The sequence below is a fragment of the Nostoc sp. 'Peltigera membranacea cyanobiont' 232 genome, assembly GCF_002245985.1.
Classification (GTDB): domain Bacteria; phylum Cyanobacteriota; class Cyanobacteriia; order Cyanobacteriales; family Nostocaceae; genus Nostoc.
In genome coordinates this window covers 1-20324 of the sequence record NZ_NOLK01000107.1, presented here as the reverse complement: position 1 = coordinate 20324, position 20324 = coordinate 1, and the positions used below count along the sequence as shown (strand labels likewise).

The 20324-nt window shown below is 44.4% G+C and carries 14 protein-coding genes; 4 read left to right on the top strand and 10 right to left on the bottom strand.

Annotation, left to right across the window (positions count from 1 at the left end; translation table 11 throughout):
* Window positions 1–384 precede the first annotated feature (384 nt).
* Window positions 385–2544: an Rne/Rng family ribonuclease gene (locus tag CDG79_RS27700; RefSeq protein ID WP_094344978.1), complete on the top strand. Its 2160-nt coding sequence runs from the start codon at window positions 385–387 to the stop codon at window positions 2542–2544.
* Between the two features lie 8 nt (window positions 2545–2552).
* On the top strand, window positions 2553–3209 hold the full coding sequence (locus tag CDG79_RS27695) for a ribonuclease HII (RefSeq protein ID WP_094344977.1): 657 nt from the start codon (window positions 2553–2555) through the stop codon (window positions 3207–3209).
* An 8-nt stretch (window positions 3210–3217) separates the two neighbouring features.
* Here the strand turns inward: CDG79_RS27695 and CDG79_RS27690 are convergent, their stop codons facing one another.
* Window positions 3218–3805 (bottom strand): DUF1997 domain-containing protein, encoded by a 588-nt coding sequence (locus tag CDG79_RS27690; RefSeq protein WP_094344976.1) that lies wholly within the window; start codon window positions 3803–3805, stop codon window positions 3218–3220.
* 241 nt (window positions 3806–4046) lie between these two features.
* Here CDG79_RS27690 and pheA point away from each other — a divergent pair, with 241 nt between their 5' ends.
* Window positions 4047–4922, top strand: coding sequence for a prephenate dehydratase (pheA, locus tag CDG79_RS27685; protein ID WP_094344975.1), 876 nt, complete (start codon window positions 4047–4049; stop codon window positions 4920–4922).
* A gap of 92 nt (window positions 4923–5014) precedes the next feature.
* On the opposite strand, the gene CDG79_RS27680 is transcribed toward pheA, so the two are convergent.
* The 9 genes from CDG79_RS27680 to CDG79_RS27640 form a co-directional block, all read right to left on the bottom strand.
* Complete coding sequence (locus tag CDG79_RS27680; RefSeq protein ID WP_094344974.1) at window positions 5015–5662, bottom strand: LON peptidase substrate-binding domain-containing protein; 648 nt, start codon at window positions 5660–5662, stop codon at window positions 5015–5017.
* 243 nt (window positions 5663–5905) lie between these two features.
* On the bottom strand, window positions 5906–6223 hold the full coding sequence (gene rpsJ / locus CDG79_RS27675) for a 30S ribosomal protein S10 (protein ID WP_008232935.1): 318 nt from the start codon (window positions 6221–6223) through the stop codon (window positions 5906–5908).
* Between the two features lie 179 nt (window positions 6224–6402).
* Window positions 6403–7632 (bottom strand): elongation factor Tu, encoded by a 1230-nt coding sequence (gene tuf, locus CDG79_RS27670; protein WP_094344973.1) that lies wholly within the window; start codon window positions 7630–7632, stop codon window positions 6403–6405.
* A 23-nt stretch (window positions 7633–7655) separates the two neighbouring features.
* Window positions 7656–9734, bottom strand: a complete 2079-nt coding sequence (fusA, locus tag CDG79_RS27665) for an elongation factor G (protein ID WP_094344972.1) — start codon at window positions 9732–9734, stop codon at window positions 7656–7658.
* A gap of 138 nt (window positions 9735–9872) precedes the next feature.
* Window positions 9873–10343 carry a 30S ribosomal protein S7 gene (rpsG, locus tag CDG79_RS27660; RefSeq protein ID WP_094331156.1) on the bottom strand — a complete coding sequence of 157 codons (471 nt, stop codon included), beginning with the start codon at window positions 10341–10343 and terminating at the stop codon, window positions 9873–9875.
* 528 nt (window positions 10344–10871) lie between these two features.
* Window positions 10872–11255: a 30S ribosomal protein S12 gene (gene rpsL / locus CDG79_RS27655; protein ID WP_016950612.1), complete on the bottom strand. Its 384-nt coding sequence runs from the start codon at window positions 11253–11255 to the stop codon at window positions 10872–10874.
* 118 nt (window positions 11256–11373) lie between these two features.
* Window positions 11374–11703 carry a HesB/IscA family protein gene (locus CDG79_RS27650; protein ID WP_094344971.1) on the bottom strand — a complete coding sequence of 110 codons (330 nt, stop codon included), beginning with the start codon at window positions 11701–11703 and terminating at the stop codon, window positions 11374–11376.
* A 228-nt stretch (window positions 11704–11931) separates the two neighbouring features.
* Complete coding sequence (locus tag CDG79_RS27645) at window positions 11932–12351, bottom strand: cupin domain-containing protein (protein WP_094344970.1); 420 nt, start codon at window positions 12349–12351, stop codon at window positions 11932–11934.
* Window positions 12352–12622: 271 nt separating this feature from the next.
* Window positions 12623–14647: a phosphodiester glycosidase family protein gene (locus CDG79_RS27640; RefSeq protein ID WP_094344983.1), complete on the bottom strand. Its 2025-nt coding sequence runs from the start codon at window positions 14645–14647 to the stop codon at window positions 12623–12625.
* Window positions 14648–15416: 769 nt separating this feature from the next.
* On the opposite strand from CDG79_RS27640, the gene gltB reads away from it, so the two are divergent.
* Window positions 15417–20177 (top strand): glutamate synthase large subunit, encoded by a 4761-nt coding sequence (gltB, locus tag CDG79_RS27635; RefSeq protein WP_094344969.1) that lies wholly within the window; start codon window positions 15417–15419, stop codon window positions 20175–20177.
* The last annotated feature ends 147 nt before the right edge of the window (window positions 20178–20324 follow it).

Below are 20324 nucleotides of genomic sequence, written 5' to 3'. Positions count from 1 at the left end.
TGCTGAGTATAACCCTAAGAATAAATCCAGGGAATGGAAAATAGAAATAGTTTCTTTTTCTTAACGACTTTAGTCGGTTACTCTCAAAAAAAGCTTCCTGAGTTAAAAACTCACTCAGGATTTAGAACTTTCAACTCAGAACTCTCTTTATTGAGAGTATTGCATTGCAAATCAACCATAGACGGTTGATTTAATTGCTTAAACATGCAGCCGTTCTGGAATAATCCGCCGTGAAAACGCTCTTAAGAGCGCCAATAGCTATTTAACTTAGAACATCAAGTTTGCGATTTTTATCATCAGTAGCGCCTTTTGAGGGTTGCAAGGGCAACAAAGGGATAACAAACCTCCAGACCTATTGGTGCTGCCAATTTTTGAGGAAATTGAATGCCAAAACAAATTATTATTGCGGAGCAGCACCAAATTGCTGCTGTCTTTTCTGAAGATCAAATACAGGAACTCGTTGTTGCTACCGGTCATCACCAAATAGGTGATATCTACTTAGGAGTAGTAGAAAACGTATTACCTGGGATAGATGCGGCTTTTGTGAATATTGGCGACCCAGAGCGTAACGGTTTTATTCATGTCACCGACTTGGGGCCATTGAAGCTAAAGCGTACCGCAGCAGCCATTACAGAACTATTAGCACCACAACAAAAAGTTTTGGTGCAAGTAATGAAAGAGCCAACGGGGACAAAAGGGCCTAGGCTCACAGGTAACATCACCTTACCCGGACGCTACGTAGTACTGATGCCCTATGGTAGGGGCGTAAATCTATCCCGACGAATTAAAAGTGAAAGCGAGCGGAACCGCTTGCGGGCACTAGCGATTTTGGTCAAACCGGCGGGAATGGGTTTGCTCGTGCGGACAGAAGCCGAAGGCAAACCAGAAGAAGCGATTATGGAAGATTTGGAGTTGCTGCAAAAGCAATGGGAGGCGATTCAACAGGAAGCGCATTCTACCCGTGCCCCAGCACTGCTCAATCGAGACGATGACTTTATCCAGCGCGTATTGCGAGATATGTACGGCGCGGATGTCAATCGGATTGTCGTAGATTCTAGTACTGGCTTGAAGCGCGTGAAGCAGTACTTGCAGAATTGGAGTGGAGGTCAAACACCGCAAGGATTGTTGATTGACCATCACCGCGATCGCTCCCCAATTTTAGAGTATTTCCGCATCAGTGCTGCCATTAGAGAAGCCCTGAAACCGAGAGTAGACTTACCTTCGGGAGGTTACATCATCATCGAACCGACGGAGGCATTAACCGTAATCGATGTTAACTCAGGTTCCTTCACGCGATCGGCAACAGCCAGAGAAACAGTTTTGTGGACAAACTGCGAAGCTGCAACAGAAATTGCTCGCCAGTTGCGTCTGCGGAATATCGCCGGGGTAATCGTCGTTGATTTTATTGATATGGAATCACGGCGCGATCAACTGCAAGTTCTCGAACACTTTAATAAAGGACTTAAAGCAGACAAAGCTCGTCCCCAGATTGCCCAACTCACCGAATTGGGTTTAGTAGAACTGACCCGCAAACGTCAGGGTCAAAATATTTACGAATTGTTTGGCGAAACTTGTCCCACCTGTGGCGGTTTAGGACATACTGTGCGTCTGCCTGGAGAACTCGAAAACCGATTACCAATACCCGCAGAAACACCAGAGCGTGAGCGCTTTGTATCCCTACCTCACCGAGAACCACGTCAGCCATCTGCCCGCATCCCGGAACCACGAGAAACTTATGATGGATTTGGGGAAGCATTTGACGGCGACTCGGAATCGAGTAATTTAAATCTGATTAATCATCCTAGTTATCAAGAACTTAATGATAATAAGCGTCGTACCCGCACTCGCCGCAGTCGAATTGGCATCAATGGGTTAAACGGGAAAGATGAATCTCGGGTTATTGCCAATCCACTAGCTTTTGCCAACGAGCCAGATTTAGACCTTGATATAGAACCAGAATTAGGAGTTGCACCAGAGATTTCCTCACCCACCCTTGGTAAACCAGGTTGGAGTGAAAGAGCAGAACGCACTGTAGAGCGCACTAAAGTTATTAAGGCAGACCCAGTTAAACCAGTGGTAGAACCACCGGAAATTAGAACTGTAGAAATGAGCCTCCAGGAACAGGATATGTTTGCCTTGATGGGAATATCTCCCTTGGTGAAGCTAGATCAAGAGGTTAAAAATACCAAGTCTGTGATTATTAACGTGATTCAGCCCGGTCAAGTGCGAACGACTCCAACTGAATCCATCTCAGAATCACCCATTGCCCAAAGAGCAACACCTGAAGTAGTTGCAACCAAATTACCAATACCAAAAGTTATTGAGCCAGAACAAAAATCTTTGATAGAAGAGACAACTGAACCATCTGAATTGATTGCTAATCCTTTGGAAAGCTTGCCTACAAAAGCCTCCGTCAAGGCGATCGCAGATGAAAATGATGCCAACAGTGCCGCTAATGCGATCGCAGATGAAAGTGATGCCAACAGCGCCGCCACTGCTAGCCGTCGCCGCCGCCGTCGTTCTTCAGCGATCGAGGATAATTAATTTGCTTTATGGTAGAAACATCGCCAACGCCCTTGGAACAATCCAACTGGCTGGAGTTTTCTACCTTGTCAGGGATTCCAGGATTGGTTGCAGGTGTGGATGAAGTAGGGCGAGGCGCTCTATTTGGGCCAGTGGTGGCAGCAGCAGTGATTTTACCAGATCGTGCTTTGCCAATACTGATTGCAGCTAAAATTAAAGACAGTAAAAAGTTGTCTAGTTCTCGGAGAACTCAGCTAGCACAGCAAATTTGTGGGCTGGCTATAGACTGGAAAATTGGGTTTGCTTCTACTGCCGAAATTGACAAGATAAATATTTTGCAAGCGACACTATTAGCAATGAAGCGGGCTGTACTGAAGTTAAAGGTACAGCCTGCAATCTGCTGGGTTGATGGCAATCAGTCAATCAAAGACTTGCTCTTGCCACAACAAACAATAGTTAAAGGGGATGAGCGATCGCTCGTTATTGCCTCTGCTAGTATTGTTGCCAAGGTTTGGCGTGACGATCTGATATTGCGTCTAGGATTAAAATACCCTATGTACAACCTAGAGCGTAACAAGGGTTATGGTAGCCAAAAGCATTTGCTGGCTCTGCAACAATACGGGCCATCGCCCTTACATCGTCAGTCTTTTCGTCCTTGCCAAATCAAAGTACCGAACGCTGAGTGATTAAATGATTACTCAGCATTCAGGATTGGCAATTCAGTACTGTCACTGTCAAGTCCTCTATCTTTAGTTTGTGATATTACCCAATAGCGATAATCCGCCAAAAGTTGATTTAATAACCGTTGCTTAACCGACAACAACACGCTTTTGAGCAAACCATTACCAGTAGCTTCTAAAATCGGCTTCGGAGTAAAGGAAAATGGCGGTGGTAAATCCACCAGCACTTCTAAATCAGCCCTTCCTTCCAGACGAGTACCAGTACTAAATTCTTTGGGAGACAAATGCCCTTTTAAATTAAGGGCAAAGCGCTGGTTAATATACTCGAAACCCAGAATTTCACAGCGTAGCGATCGCAAATAAATTATTCCATTTGATTCGGCCCAAACTCTCATATCTACAGTCGGTTGAATACTCAATGACATAAAAGTGAGCGGACGCATTTTCAAGCGAAAAACTTCCTCAGAAAGCTGCTGAATCCGGCTGTTGTCAGCCAAAGCCCTAACTAGACGTTGAGGCTGACGTAAGTAGTGCTGGATGGGAATAGGCTGCTCTGGAACAGCGATTTCAACCGATTGGGAGGCAGTAAACCGGGTAGCCATGAGCGGATAAAAATATTTGTCTCTTAATTTTAATATTTTTTAACAACTTAAATCTGATTATTAGAAAAGTACAAAATTATCGTTGCTTATCAGCTATACAGCATTAGCAAAAATTTGGTACGCTCATTACTAATTTTAGAGATAACAGTTTTTACTAAGAGTAAATGTTGGATATATTTGCCCAACCCAAAATATCATAATCTTTGTTTACACATTAAACTCGCAACTCAAGGCTAAAGGCATGACTCTATCGATCGCACATTTAGGGCCTCCCGGCACTTACACAGAACAAGCATCTGTTCTTTATCTCAACTGGTTGACTAAAAGTACGGGAGTTGAAGCTACGTTATCTCCCTATCCCACCATCCCACAATCACTGCGTGCCGTTGCTGATGGTAAAGCTCACCTAGCTGTTGTGCCAGTAGAAAATTCTATTGAAGGGAGTGTTACTACAACACTGGATACACTGTGGCAGTTAGACAGTTTGCAAATTCAGTTAGCTTTAGTATTACCGATTGTTCATACCTTAATTTCTTGTGCATCTAGCTTAGATAAGATTAAAACTGTTTATTCTCACCCGCAAGCTTTGGCACAATGTCAGGGATGGTTAGAGCGGTTTCTCCCAACTGTACAGATTATTATCAGCAATTCTACCACCGAGGCACTACAGCGATTAGAGCAAGAGACAACAACAGCAGCGATCGCTTCTAGTAGAGCCGCTCAACTCTACAACCTACCCATACTTGCCACTGGTATTAACGACTATCCAGAAAACTGTACTCGTTTTTGGGTAGTAAGTCAGGGTGACGCGATCGCTTCATTCGAGACATCAAAAGTTCCTACCAGTCACACATCGCTGGCTTTTAGTATGCCAGCCAACACACCCGGAGCATTAGTCAAACCTTTGCAAATCTTTGCTCAACGAGGAATTAACCTTAGCCGAATCGAATCTCGTCCGACGAAGCGATCGCTAGGCGAATATTTGTTTTTCATGGATTTAGAAGCAGATGTCAATGAAGCACAAATGCAATCTGCTTTAGCAGAATTAACTATCCACACAGAGATTTTAAAAATTCTTGGCGCTTACAATGTTTTGCCGATCGGCGCTTTTTCCTGAGAAGTTAGAAGTTGTCAGTTAGGGAATATAAATTATAAGTTGTCAATCTTGTATTATTTGTTATTTTTCCTAACTCCTAAACTCCTCACTCCTCACTTTTCATTAAACGTATCTTTGAGAACAGAGCGAGCTGCTAAGTGATTACGAGTAGAAGTTAAAATTTCTGCTTCTCGCTCTAGACGAGTTGCAGTATCTTGCATTTCTAGCAATAACTGTTGCTCTGCGGCCACACCATAAAGATTACTAGCCACCCAATAAGATAGTTCTGTTGGTAGATCGGGCAAATCTTCTGGCAGTTCGATATTTTGTTCGGTTAATTTACCTGATAGACGTACAACATCTCGTAGTAGTTGTTCTACCTCAGTTGATAAAGGATGCAAATCTTTAGTTGGTGCTTGGTCTTCAATCCACTCAACTAAGCCAACACGATATGGCTTTTCACGAACATACTCTAATACACGAAATCTCTGCTGCCCTAAAGTTAACATCTTGATTCGATCGTCTGGCAGCCGTTGGTGATGAACGATTTCCGCACAGCAGCCAGTGTTTGCAATTGTACCTTTGACTGGATCGAACATCAAAACACCGAATCTGCGATCGCTCTCCAAAATCGTGTTCATCATGATTCGGTAGCGGAATTCAAAGATGTGTAGAGGCAATGGTCTAGTAGGAAACAGAACTACTTCGGGTAACGGGAACAGAGGTAGTTCACGAACTGCAATTTTAGAAGATGATGTCATTGTTATCTTGGTATAAACTTAATCTTTAAAATTTCTTTTTCTCTGCTTTTCCCGTATTTTGTCTATATTCTATCATTTGTTTCCTAGCTAAATAAAAGCCCTGAGATATATTTCTTCAGGGCTATGTAAATATACTAATGTCATTTGTCCTTTGCCTGAGTACTAATGACAAATGACAAATGACCAATGACAAATGACTAATGACCAATGACAAATGACCAATGACCAATAACTAATAACTAATTAAAGTTTGACTTCGATATCTACACCTGATGGTAGATCCAATTTCATCAGAGCATCTATAGTCTTAGAAGAAGGCTGGTAAATGTCAATAATCCGGCGATGAGTACGGGTTTCAAAGTGTTCCCGTGAATCTTTATCTACGTGAGGCGATCGCAGCACACAATAGATCCGGCGTTTTGTGGGTAAAGGAATTGGGCCTATGGCTGTAGCGTTGGTGCGGTTAGCTGTGTCTACAATCTTCTCGCAAGATGTATCTAATAAGCGTCGGTCAAAGGCTTGTAAGCGAATTCTAATTTTTTGCTGCTGTAGAGTTGCCATCTTTAATTTTCCAGGTTCTGCGTAATTAGGGGATTATTTACAGGTTAAAGGTTACAGGGTAAAGGTTACAGAAAACTATTACCTGTCCCCTGCAACCTATTACCTTATTTATAGAGGGAAGAGAAAGGAGCAGAGAGGAATTATACCATCTCTGCTCCTTTGTTATGAGCCAAAAGGTGCTATTTGATAATTTTGGAGACGACACCAGCACCGATGGTACGTCCACCTTCGCGGATAGCGAAGCGCATTCCTTGTTCAATAGCGATCGCGTTGATCAATTCTACTGTCATCTTGATGCGATCGCCTGGCATCACCATTTCTACTTCTTTGCCTTCATCGGAGGTGTAGGCTTTGATAGTACCAGTTACATCGGTTGTCCGTACATAGAACTGGGGACGGTAGCCGGCGAAAAATGGAGTCTTACGACCACCTTCTTTTTCTGTTAGGACGTATACTTCACCTTCAAATTGAGTGTGAGGTGTAATTGAACCTGGTTTGGCTATTACCATACCGCGCTCGATATCTTCTTTCTTGAGACCACGCAGTAGTACACCCGCGTTATCTCCAGCCAGACCTTCGTCGAGGCTCTTCTTGAACATCTCAATCCCGGTGACGGCGGTAGTCCGAGTGTCTTTGAGACCAATTAGCTCGACAGTATCGCCAACCTTAACTTTCCCGCGTTCAATCCGTCCAGTAGCCACAGTACCACGACCTGTGATGGTGAACACGTCTTCCACTGCCATCAAGAAGGGCTTATCAACATCCCGCTCAGGAGTGGGGATAAAGGAATCCACAGCGTCCATCAAGTCGTAGATTTTATCTACCCAAGGATTTTCACCTTTTTTAGTCTTAGGATTCTTGGTCATTGCTTCGAGAGCTTGTAGACCAGAACCTTTGACAATGGGGATATCATCGCCAGGGAAGTCATAGCTGCTTAACAGTTCTCTCAGTTCTAGTTCTACTAGTTCCAAGAGTTCTGGGTCATCCATCAAGTCTTCTTTGTTCAAGAATACAACCAGACTGGGAACGCCCACCTGTTTTGCTAACAGAATGTGTTCGCGGGTTTGGGGCATAGGGCCATCAGTAGCAGCCACTACAAGGATGCCTCCATCCATCTGAGCCGCACCAGTGATCATGTTCTTCACATAGTCAGCGTGGCCTGGACAGTCTACGTGAGCATAGTGCCGATTTGCGGTTTCATACTCAACGTGAGCGGTATTGATGGTAATACCCCGTGCTTTTTCTTCTGGCGCGTTATCGATTTGGTCGTAGCCTTTAGCTGTAGCTTGACCAAGAGCTGCCAAGGTCATAGTGATGGCTGCTGTTAACGTGGTTTTACCGTGGTCAACGTGGCCAATGGTACCGATATTGAGGTGGGGTTTATTTCTTTCAAACTTTGCGCGTGCCATGAATGCTCATTTCCTTATTTTAACTAAGCGTTCCCTTTGCTTTTTGCAATGATAGTTTCAGCTACGCTGCGAGGCACCTCTTCGTAGTGGCTGAACTCCATCGTGAAGGTACCCCGACCTTGCGTTTTTGACCGGATATCAGTGGCGTAGCCAAACATACTCGCCAGTGGAACTTTAGATGTTACCTTAGCGAGTCCCTTTTCGGTGCTTTGGCTTTCAATCTGCCCTCGGCGGGTGTTTAGGTCGCCAATGACGTTACCCATATAGTCTTCAGGAACTTCAACCTCAACTTTCATCATAGGCTCTAAGATGACAGGTGAAGCTTTCAGCACAGCCTCTTTCATCGCCATTGAGCCAGCGATTTTAAAAGCCATTTCCGAAGAGTCTACATCGTGGTATGACCCATCAATTAGCGTCGCTTTAACGTCAATTAACGGATATCCAGCCAGAACACCAGATTCGCAACTTTCTTTCATCCCTTGTTCTGCGGGGCCAACATACTCTTTAGGTACTGTACCGCCAGCAATTTTGGAAACGAATTCAAAGCCAGTACCGGGTTCTCCAGGCTCCAAATTGATCACAACGTGACCATATTGACCTTTACCACCACTTTGGCGGATGAATTTGCCCTCCACTTTGTTCACAGCTTTCCGAATTGTTTCTCGGTAAGCTACTTGTGGCGCACCTACATTCGCTTCCACCTTGAATTCTCGTAACATCCGGTCTACTAGAATTTCTAGGTGTAGCTCTCCCATTCCGGCGATCACAGTTTGGTTTGTTTCGGGATCGACGCGGACTCGGAAAGTGGGGTCTTCTTCTGAGAGAGATTGCAGAGCCTTGGACAGCTTGTCCATGTCATTCTTGGTTTTGGGTTCAACCGCCACCGAGATCACAGGCTCAGGAATGAATAGGGATTCCAGAATTACTGGCGATCCCTCATCACAGAGCGTGTCACCTGTCAAGGTGTCTTTCAATCCCAGAGCTGCTCCCAAATCTCCCGCTCTCAGTTCATCGACATCTTGCCGATCGTCTGCTTTCATGAGAACTAAGCGGGAAATCCGTTCTTTTTTATTCTTACTAGCGTTGAGAACGTAACTGCCCTTTTTCAGGACACCAGAATAAACGCGAACGAATGTCAGGCGACCGTAAGGGTCAGCCATAATCTTGAATGCCAGAGCTGCTAGAGGTTCGTTGTCATCAGCCCGCCGCTCAATAGTATCGCCATTGGGCAGTAAGCCTTGAATGGGTGGTACTTCACTTGGCGCTGGCAGGTAATCGACAACGGCATCGAGCATCAACTGCACGCCTTTGTTTTTGAATGCCGAACCACAAAGTACTGGTACAATCGTCCCCGCAATTGTGCCTTTCCGCAGGGCAGTCTTAACTTCCTGTTCTGTAAGTTCTTCGCCCTCGAAGTACTTAGCCATCAGAGCATCATCAGTTTCAGCTGCGGCTTCTATGAGCTTGGTGCGGAATTCGTCTACTTGCGCTTGCAATTCTTCCGGTATATCAGTTTCCTGGATATCGGTTCCTTGGTCGTTGGCGTAAATGTACGCCCGTTGCCCTACTAGGTCAACGATCCCTTGGAAGTCGTTTTCACTACCAATTGGTAGTTGAATGGCGATCGCATTTGCCCGCAAGCGATCGCGAATTTGCTCGTGAACTTTATAAAAGTTCGCTCCGGTGCGATCCATCTTGTTGATAAAGGCTATCCGAGGTACTTTGTAGCGCTCTGCTTGTCGCCACACTGTCTCAGACTGCGGTTGCACGCCGCCCACAGAACAAAATACTGCGATTACGCCATCTAACACGCGCATGGAACGCTCAACTTCAATTGTGAAGTCTACGTGACCCGGAGTATCGATAATGTTAATTTGATGATCTTTCCAGCTGGTACTGATAGCAGCCGCAGTAATGGTAATTCCCCGCTCCCGCTCCTGCTCCATCCAGTCTGTGACGGCAGTTCCTTCATGAACTTCGCCAATTTTATGAATTATCCCAGAGTAAAATAATATTCTCTCTGTTGTTGTTGTTTTGCCCGCATCTATATGCGCCGCAATACCAATGTTGCGTACTTTCTCTAGCGGGATCGTGCGTGCCACAGCTACCTCCTATAGTTTTTGCCTCATGATATCTTGTATATTACTCTTTGTTAAGATTCTATACTTTTACGGAAAACCGTCTGCTTTTTGTAAATCCACGATATACCACTTTGGCAAGGCGATATATCGCTTTTCTACTTAATAACGATAGTGGGCAAATGCTTTGTTAGCTTCCGCCATCCGGTGCGTTTCTTCGCGTTTCCGAATTGCATTGCCTGTTTCGTTGGCAGCATCCATTAACTCATTTGCCAATTTGCTTGCCATTGTCCGCCCTGGTCTAGACCGGGAATATTGCACTAACCAACGCAGTGCTAGGGTAGTACCCCGTTCTGTACGCACTTCCATTGGTACTTGGTAGGTTGCTCCACCTACTCGTCGAGCTTTTACTTCTACTAGAGGTGTGGCATTTCGCACTGCTCTTTCAAAGGTTTCTAAAGCACCGTTACCAGTGCGTTCCTCGATAGTTTTCAATGCTTCATAAACAATTCGGGCGGCAAGTGATTTTTTGCCATGACGCATGATCCGTCTGATAATCATGCTCACAAGGCGACTGTTATATACGGAGTCAGACGGGACTGGGCGCCTTTGAATAACACCACGACGAGACATACTTCACCTTTAATTCGGAATTTGGCAACGAAATTATATGCTATCAGACACCGGAAACTAAAAGCTGTGGAACCCAACCCTCAGACTTTTTCAATTTTGTTTTCGATTGTTGCAGCAAGGCTGACCTATTGACTGCCAATTTTGGATTAGAGTTTTTGGTAGACGTTCCGACCACAAGGATTGGAAAAAATCAAAAGTCTGTAAGTCTCATCCCCTTGTGGGTTCGACCAATCCAAAATTGCAAATCTAAAATCTAAAATTCATTGACTTGCTACCTGCAACTAAATACTCACGGTTACAAGGTTCTAAACCTGAATGTTCAGATGAGAATTATGCCGTGGGTTACAGCCTTCTCCTCAGAACTTCTACACTTGCTCGCTTAGTGTAGGTGTAGCATGCTTGATTTTTTTAAACAGACTTGAGCAGCTTTCATAACTGCTCTTAGAACACAGACCCTGATAGTTTTTTGTCCTTGAGCGTTTTTAAGGTAAACGATTAATCGTGTTGGGTGCGACTAATCGCCTAATCCTATTTTTTCGCTGCTTTCGGACGCTTTGTTCCATACTTGGAACGCCCTTGTTTACGGTCTTTGACTCCGGCTGTATCTAGAGTGCCACGGATGATGTGGTATCTCACACCTGGTAGATCCTTAACCCGACCGCCACGAATCATCACAACTGAGTGTTCTTGTAAATTGTGACCAATTCCTGGAATGTAAGCTGTGACTTCAAATCCAGATGTCAGTCTGACTCTTGCTACTTTCCGTAAAGCTGAGTTAGGCTTCTTTGGTGTAGTCGTGTATACTCTGGTACAAACTCCCCGACGTTGAGGGCATTGTTTCAGAGCCGGGGATTTGGTTTTCTGACGCGCTTGTTCGCGCTCGGTACGTATTAGCTGCTGTATTGTTGGCATGAGTTACAGCGCGTAAAGCTGCTTATATGTCTAAGTTTTAACAAATCCTGATTATATCGTTTTTTAGGGTTTTGTGTCAATTTTAATTTTTCCTTTATTATTAGCAAAATATGGCTAATTAGTGATTAGTTGTGGAAAAGGAATTACCACAGCCACAGGTTGCGATCGCCTGAGGATTGTGGAAGCGAAAACCACCACCCATTAAGTCTTCTGAATAATCGACCCTCAAACCGTTGAGGTAATTTAAGCTTGTGGCATCTATAACTACTTTGATCTCATCCAAGTCGAAAACTTGGTCGCCAACTTTTATTGCTTCATCGAAGGACATATCATAAAAAAAGCCGGAACAACCACCTGGTTTTACTGCCAATCGAAACAACACATTTGGCTGCTTCTTGGACTTTATTCGCCCAATTTCACTTGCGGCTGCTTGACTCAGATGAATCATGGAACTCGTTTTTTGCAATTGAATACCCCATCTTCATTTTACAGATAGATGGGTTAACTCTTACTTCTCGAAAATTCCAAATTACCAAAGCCATGAGCGCGATCGCTATTACTACATTTATAGCACAACATGATTAAGTCCCCACCTTAACTAGGTAGGGACTTCTGGGGTGCGGTGGTTCGCAAGGAGGGTTTGCACAAAAATGTATTCAGTTTTTAGATTAGAGCTTTAATCCTTAGTACGGGCATAGTCATCTTGGTAGCGGATAATGTCATCTTCTCCTAAGTATTCGCCATTTTGCACTTCAATCAACACCAAGGGGATCACACCAGGATTCTCTAAACGATGAGATGTACATTGGGGTACATAAGTTGACTCATTATTGCTCAGTAATACTTCTCTCTCACCACAAGTTACCCTAGCTGTACCAGAAACGACAATCCAATGTTCGCTGCGGTGGTGGTGCATTTGTAAACTGAGGCGGTGTCCGGGCTTAACTTCGATGCGCTTGATTTTGTATCCGCGCCCTTCTTCCAAAACTGTAAAAGCACCCCAAGGACGTAACTCAGTTGCAGCAATGCCTCTGGAAGTGATAGTTGAAGGTAGGTGTAGAGTGTCAGTCTGTGTAGTTTCTTGATATCGAGCCATAATTACCTCATTTGAAGACATAACAAACCGTCTGTACTCTTAACTATTGATAAAAAATCTGGCGCTATCTTGCAACGTTGAAAATCAGCAAATTTGTCGCACCTTGATAAACATAACAAAATCAAACGTGACGGTGTAAATCATCACTACTAAAACTCTTGTATCTACACCAAGTCTTCATCAAGCAAAATGACAGCTTGTCCTAAACTTTAAAAAAAGGATGGAGAATTGGGAATTGGTGATTAAGAGACTTCACTTCCCCATTCCCTAATCATCGTGGTTTCAGGAAAACACCAATTCCATTATGAACACGAGCAGCAGTACTAGGCGAACGGTCGAGTAGTTGCCCTCCTAAGTAAAGGCTGGTAGAACTTCCGCCATCCAAATTTAGGGCATCTACACAACCCATCTGTTGCATCAACTGGGCATGTTCTGCCAACGTCGGGCCATAACCACCAGCCCGATTATGCACGGCAACAATCATCAGTGTGCCTGTTGCAGTTGTACAAATGCCGCTACGAATAGCCTTTTCGGCAATAAAAGCATTACTGAATTTTTCGGCTTTGGCATCAAGGACAATTTGACGATTTTGGACTAATAGCGGCCCGGCTCCGATAATGTGGGGATAACGACTAAAATCAGTAGGAGCAGTGCTGCTGGAAATACTTACTGCGCTTCCAATAGGTAACTGTGAGGCAGTACTAACAGCGTTAGCGCGTAAAGTTAGTAGGTAGCCATCCTGGGGAATGGGAACGGCTGTCCCACCAACTTTGCCACCTGGTAGCTGTTGAGTAATGTGGTCTTTTTGTACCACTAGGATAATTTCGTTATCCGTCAAGGGCGTGTAAGTTGCTCCCCAAGCTGGAGTGTAACGAGCAATACCACTCTGGATGTAGCCACTATTAAGAAACAGAATTGGTAAGCGCTGGTTATTTGCAGTAATTAAAGTTTCTTCTAAGGTAAGACGACCGAAGTAAAATTGGCCTGAATCATTCCAAGCGATCGCACCCCGGTTAAGAATAGGGCCTGATAACCATTGATTATCCCGGCGAATCGCACCCAATGGCAATCTGTTATTCCGGTTAAAATAACCACCGTTAATTCCAGCGACTGCTAAGTAACGTTGTGCTGTTTGAATTAAGGGAGCAGTACCCGCAAGCCCATCAGGACTAGCCCACATAGGTTTCAACGTTAGCCCAAATTTACGAGGATTAACTTCTAACCAAACCACCGGAAAACGTTCTGTGCCCAAGTTGACATAATGCTGTTGCCAGCGCAGTCCTGGGGCCCAAGTAATATCTCGCTCTTCTAAAGGATCGGGTCGAATATCGATAATGAGGCGATTGGGGTTAGCGACAGTATTAACTTGAGGCGATAGCCCAAAGGGAACGCTTAAACTAATAATTGTTTGGTTTTTCACCACCTGCACTTGTCGAATAAGTGGTTCAGGAACTGGTGCTGGTAGTATTGGTTGTGTTGGTGTAAGTGGTAATAATTGTTTGAGCAGGTTTGGCAGTAATGTTGGTGGCGCTGCTGGTGGCTGGGGGGTATAGCGTTCTATCAAAACAGGATCGGCTATTCCATCTAGGGTAATTGTCCACTCTCGATTTGGCGGTGTGGTGGGTTTGGGAATTGGCGTGTCTGGATCGGAAGATGGAGTTTGGGGTTTTGCGATCGCCGATCCTGGGGCTACTTGCCAAGCAGTTGGACGATCTAAATCCACAAGAATCCGAGCCTGTTGCAAAGAATTAACACTCGCGTCTGAAAGTTGTTGACTCTGAACAATATTTGTGACTTGCGTTTTTGGGGTAGCAATCACCAAGATGTTGCCACTGGTTCGGATTTCCCATCCAGATGTTTGAGCAAAATTGCTAATATCAAGGTAGCGATACGATCCTAGTAGCTTGGTGGATAAAACCAGTGGCTTTGTCACGGATGAAAACCACTGTATTGGTTGCTTCGCTGAATTATTAGTGTTTAAGAAATTTACTCCTATTAATTGTCTGAATACCCCATCACTGAGATGAGTTGTCACTTGACCAGATTTTCCAGGTTGCTGCAACCAAGTTCCTGGTAAAGTACGACCATTGAGGGAAATTTGATTACCAGAGGATACTACGCCTGTTAAAGGAGGTGCAACTGACTGGGAGAGCAGTATTGGTTTGGTATTTTTAGGTGACTCCTGGGCGTTGGTAGCACAAGTAGTCGTTAAACACAGTACTGTTAAAAGTATTGGTGAGACAGTAGCCCGAAAAAATCTGCGTTCGCTAATCCCTAATTGGCAACAACTCGGCATTTTTACCATAATTTAGTAGTTATTTTTGAAAACTATCACCCCAAGGTATAAACTAACTAATTATTTGGAAATATAAAGATTACATGACTTTATTTCTTAAAAATTATGTTAATATATATAGTGGTTAGTTGTCTCTTTTAGACACAAAACAAATTTAGACGCTAAAGCCACTCCACGCAATTGTTTTAACTGGCACTACTTCTAACCAGACTATACACGGTAGTATTGGTTATAAAAACAGATTAAGATATTCGATCCTAACTGAATGTTGCTATTTCAGTGAGGTCTAGTTAATAGTAATATATGTGTCAGCTGGTAAGCAGAAAAACTCCAGACAATAACAATATTTGGGAATTGTCAAATGGGTATATATTGTAATACGCTGATTTTATTGCAGGCTCAGGATGAGTTTGGCTTTAAAACATAGGACAGCTTTTCGTTTTGTTTCAGGTGAGCCGCAATAGGCTCTATTAGTAGCTAGAGTGCATCTGGAAAAAGGGAATTGAGAAAATACTTAGCTTCACAATATAAAAAAGAAACTGTCAGGGCAAAAATCATGTCTTGGCGGGAAGAAGTTGTTTAACACCGCATAAATACATAAACAATACGCAACTATTTTAACACGGGGGAACTAAGAAAGTAAAACCGAAGTTAAAATTTTTTTTCCCTAAATTTCGGTGCCTATATATTATTTCTCCATTGCGGAATTGATAAATTTTTTTCCGTAAGTAGTGGCAAAATTGGTAACTCAATACTTCAGGAACAGGGTATGAATAATCAACCGATGAATCAAGACCAGAAAATCACAGCAAATATCAACTCAAGAGATACCTATCAGGGGCAAAAATGGTTAGTAGAAGAACGAGATGCCTGTGGTGTCGGTTTTATTGCTCATCGTCAGAATCATACCAGCCACGAAATTTTAGAAAAAGCCTTAGCTGCTCTAACCTGTTTAGAACACCGGGGAGGTTGTAGCGCCGATCGAGACTCTGGTGATGGTGCTGGAGTATTGACAGCTATCCCTTGGAATTTGTTCCAACAAGATTTTGCCCAAAGGTGGGAGGAATTTCCATCCACCAATAACATCGCTGTGGGGATGATATTTCTCCCACCAGACCAGGAAGCAGCACAAAAAGCTAGGGTGGCAGTTGAGCAAGTAGCTACCGAAGAAAACTTGATCGTACTGGGTTGGCGAGTCGTGCCAGTGCAATCTGATTTGCTGGGAGTACAAGCAAAAGAAAATCAACCCCAGATTGAACAAGTTTTGTTAGCTTCTGTTGACAAAAGTGGTGATGATTTAGAACGACAGTTGTATATTACCCGCCGCCGAATTAGTAAAGTTGCAACCAATATCTCAGAAGAATTTTATATCTGCTCTTTATCAAATCGCACAATAGTTTACAAAGGCATGGTGCGTTCTGCCGTATTAGGAGAATTTTATCAGGATTTAAAAAATCCAGCTTACAAAAGCGCCTTTGTTGTCTATCACCGCCGCTTTAGTACCAATACAATGCCCAAATGGCCCCTAGCTCAACCAATGCGGCTTTTGGGTCACAACGGCGAAATCAATACCTTATTGGGTAACATCAACTGGATGATGGCACGAGAAGCTAGCCTGAATCATCCTGTATGGGGCGATCGCATCAAGGAACTCAAACCATTAGTTCACATTGATAACAGCGACTCAGCTACCCTAGACAACGTACTAGAATTACTGGTGTGTTCTGGACGCAGCCCCTTGGAAGCTTTAATGATTATGGTTCCAGAGGCTTACCAAAATCAACCTTCTTTAAATGACTCTCCAGAAATTGTTGATTTCTACGAATATTACAGTGGTCTGCAAGAAGCGTGGGATGGGCCAGCGCTTTTAGTATTCAGCGATGGCAAAAAAGTTGGTGCAACACTAGATCGTAATGGTTTAAGACCAGCCCGCTACGTAATCACCAAAGATGACTACATTGTTGTCGCTTCCGAAGCAGGTGTAGTGGACTTTCCAGAAGCCGATATTGTGGAGAAAGGTAGACTCGGCCCTGGGCAAATGATTGCCGTGGATTTAGTCAACCATGAAGTACTGAAGAATTGGGAGATTAAGCAGCGCATCGCCAAGCAGCATCCTTATGGAGAATGGCTGCAACAGTACCGTCAAGAATTAAAGTCATTGGTGAGCCAACGCGGTCTTGGGGGTCTCCCCCATGAGCGATTGGCGAACCCCGAAGGGGTCATTGGTCATCCGTCATTAGCAAATGGCAATGGCAAAGGACAAATGACAAATGACCAAGAACAAGTGACAATTGACAGGCAAACCTTGCTGCAACTTCAAACTGCCTTTGGCTACACCACAGAAGATGTAGAAATGGTGATTCATGAAATGGCGAAGGCAGGTTCAGAGCCGACTTTCTGCATGGGGGATGATATTCCTTTAGCGGTGTTGTCAACAAAACCCCACCTGCTTTATGACTATTTCAAACAGCGCTTTGCTCAAGTGACTAACCCGGCGATTGATCCCCTACGGGAAAAGCTAGTGATGTCTTTGAAAGTCGAACTGGGAGAACGGGGTAACTTATTAGAACCCAAGGCAGAGTATGCTCGGAGATTGAAACTTGAATCGCCAGTGTTAACAGATGGTGAATTAGAAGCGATTAAGCTATCGGGATTTGCCACAGCTGAGTTGTCAACCCTATTTGCGATCGCCACTGGCCCTGAAGGATTAAATGCCGCAGTCCAGGCTTTACAAGCACAAGCAGCTGAATCAGTCCGGGCGGGTGCAAAGATTTTAATCTTAAGCGATAAGGGAAATGACGGTATCAGCCCAGAAGATACATACATTCCTCCCCTATTAGCAGTGGGTGCTGTACATCATCACCTGATTCGGGAAGGGCTGCGGATGAAAACATCCCTGATTGTCAATACAGCCCAATGCTGGAGTACTCATCACTTTGCTTGTCTGATTGGCTATGGTGCTGGCGCAGTCTGCCCATATATGGCTTTGGATACGGTGCGTGATTGGTGCATTGATCCCAAAACCCAAAGGTTAATGGAGGTGAAAAAACTTCCTACTCTTACTGTAGAACAAGCTTTAGATAACTATCGCAAAGCAGTAGAGTCAGGCTTACTGAAAATTCTCTCCAAGATGGGAATTTCTCTGCTTTCCAGTTATCAAGCAGCCCAAATCTTTGAAGCTATTGGTCTCGGTGGAGATTTAATTGAACTAGGATTTCGTGGTACGACTTCCCGCATCGGTGGTTTGAGTATTGGCGAACTTGCTGATGAAGTACTTTCTTTCCATGTCAAAGCTTTCCCAGAATTGACGACCAAGAAGTTAGAAAACCTGGGCTTTGTGCAATACCGTCCTGGCGGTGAGTACCACATGAATAGCCCCGAAATGGTTAAGGCGCTGCATAAGGCTCTAGATGGCAAAAACTACGACCATTACGAAGTTTACAAAAAGCATCTCCAAGGCAGACCAGTAACGGCATTGCGAGACTTGCTAGACTTCCAAGGCGATGCCTACGGCGGCAAGCAACGCACTTCAATTCCTCTAGAAGAAGTAGAGTCGGTAGCTGAAATTGTCAAGCGTTTCTGCACCGGCGGCATGTCTTTAGGCGCTTTGTCAAGAGAAGCCCATGAAACTTTAGCGATCGCCATGAATCGCATCGGTGGTAAATCTAACTCTGGGGAAGGTGGCGAAGACCCAGTGCGCTATAAAGTTTTAGATGATGTAGACGAGTCTGGTCACTCGCCAACCCTACCTCATTTAAAAGGATTGCGGAATGGGGATAAAGCCTATAGTGCCATTAAACAAGTTGCATCGGGACGCTTTGGTGTCACGCCAGAGTACCTAGTTAACGCTAAACAGATTGAAATCAAAATTGCCCAAGGTGCCAAGCCTGGAGAAGGTGGCCAGCTACCAGGGCCCAAAGTGAGCCAATATATTGCGATGTTAAGGCGCTCGAAGCCCGGTGTGACGCTGATTTCACCGCCACCGCACCACGATATTTATTCAATTGAAGACCTAGCGCAACTGATTTTCGATCTGCACCAAATTAATCCCAAAGCAAAGGTGTCGGTGAAGCTAGTTTCAGAAGTTGGCATTGGCACGATCGCTGCTGGTGTTGCTAAGGCAAACGCTGATATTATCCAAATTTCTGGACATGATGGTGGTACAGGTGCATCTCCGCTTAGTTCGATTAAACACGCTGGTTCACCGTGGGAATTAGGTTTAAGCGAAGTACATCGGGTTTTGATGGAAAATAGTTTGCGCGATCGCGTAATTTTGCGTGTAGATGGCGGACTTAAGAGTGGTTGGGATGTGGTAATAGGTGCATTGATGGGTGCTGAAGAATTCGGTTTCGGTTCCATCGCCATGATTGCTGAAGGCTGTATCATGGCGCGAGTTTGCCACAAGAATACCTGCCCTGTAGGTGTTGCCACTCAGCAAGAAGAACTCCGTAAACGGTTTACCGGAATACCAGAAAAGGTTGTTAACTTCTTCTACTTCATCGCGGAAGAAGTGCGGAGTTTGTTAGCACGACTTGGCTACCGTTCTTTATCAGAAATCATTGGACGTGCAGATTTGTTGAAACTGCGCGAGGAGGCAAAACTTACCAAAACGCGATCGCTCAACCTAGACTGTTTACTTAATCTGCCAGATACCAGAGACAATCGTAGCTGGTTAGTACATGAAGAAGTCCATAGCAACGGCGTGGTTTTGGATGACAAGTTCCTTGCCGATCCCGACATTCAGGCTGCAATTAGGGATCAGTCTACCGTTACCAAGACTTATCCTATTGTCAATACTGACAGAACAGTAGGTACAAGATTAGCGGGTGCGATCGCTTCTCAATACGGTGACAGTGGCTTTGATGGGCAAATTAACCTCAACTTCACTGGTAGCGTTGGGCAAAGCTTTGGTGCATTCAATCTCCCTGGCATAATTCTGACTCTGGAAGGAGAGGCAAACGACTACGTAGGTAAAGGGATGCATGGTGGTGAAATCATCATCAAACCTCCAACTGATGCCACCTATAACGCATCACAAAACGTCATAGTTGGCAATACCTGTCTCTATGGTGCCACTGGTGGCGTGTTATTTGCCAATGGACTAGCCGGAGAGCGCTTTGCCGTGAGAAACTCCAAAGGCATAGCAGTAATTGAAGGTGCTGGGGATCACTGCTGTGAATATATGACTGGTGGTGCGATCGTCGTCCTCGGCAAAGTAGGACGCAACGTTGCTGCTGGAATGACTGGTGGACTGGCATACTTCTTAGATGAAGATGACTCATTTCGTGAGTTAGTCAACCCGGAAATAGTCAAAATCCAACGGGTAATTTCGGAAGTAGGTGCAAAACAACTGCAAGAGTTAATCCAAACTCATGCAGAACGCACTGGTTCACCAAAGGCGAAGAAAATTCTGCAAAACTGGCAAGAATTTTTACCGAAATTCTGGCAGTTGGTTCCACCTTCTGAAGCTGATAGTCCCGAAGCTACTCCTGAAAAAACAACTGAGTTCAGTTTAGTGACTAGTCATTAGACATAATCAGATGAGGTACATCATAGTCCCCTCTTCGCTTGCGGGGAGGGGGTTGGGGGGTGGGGTTTTTCTACCTCATTCAACCGATAACCGCTATATTGACCTATTGTTGTGCTTGATAATTTTAATTAAAAACACTCCTGTAAT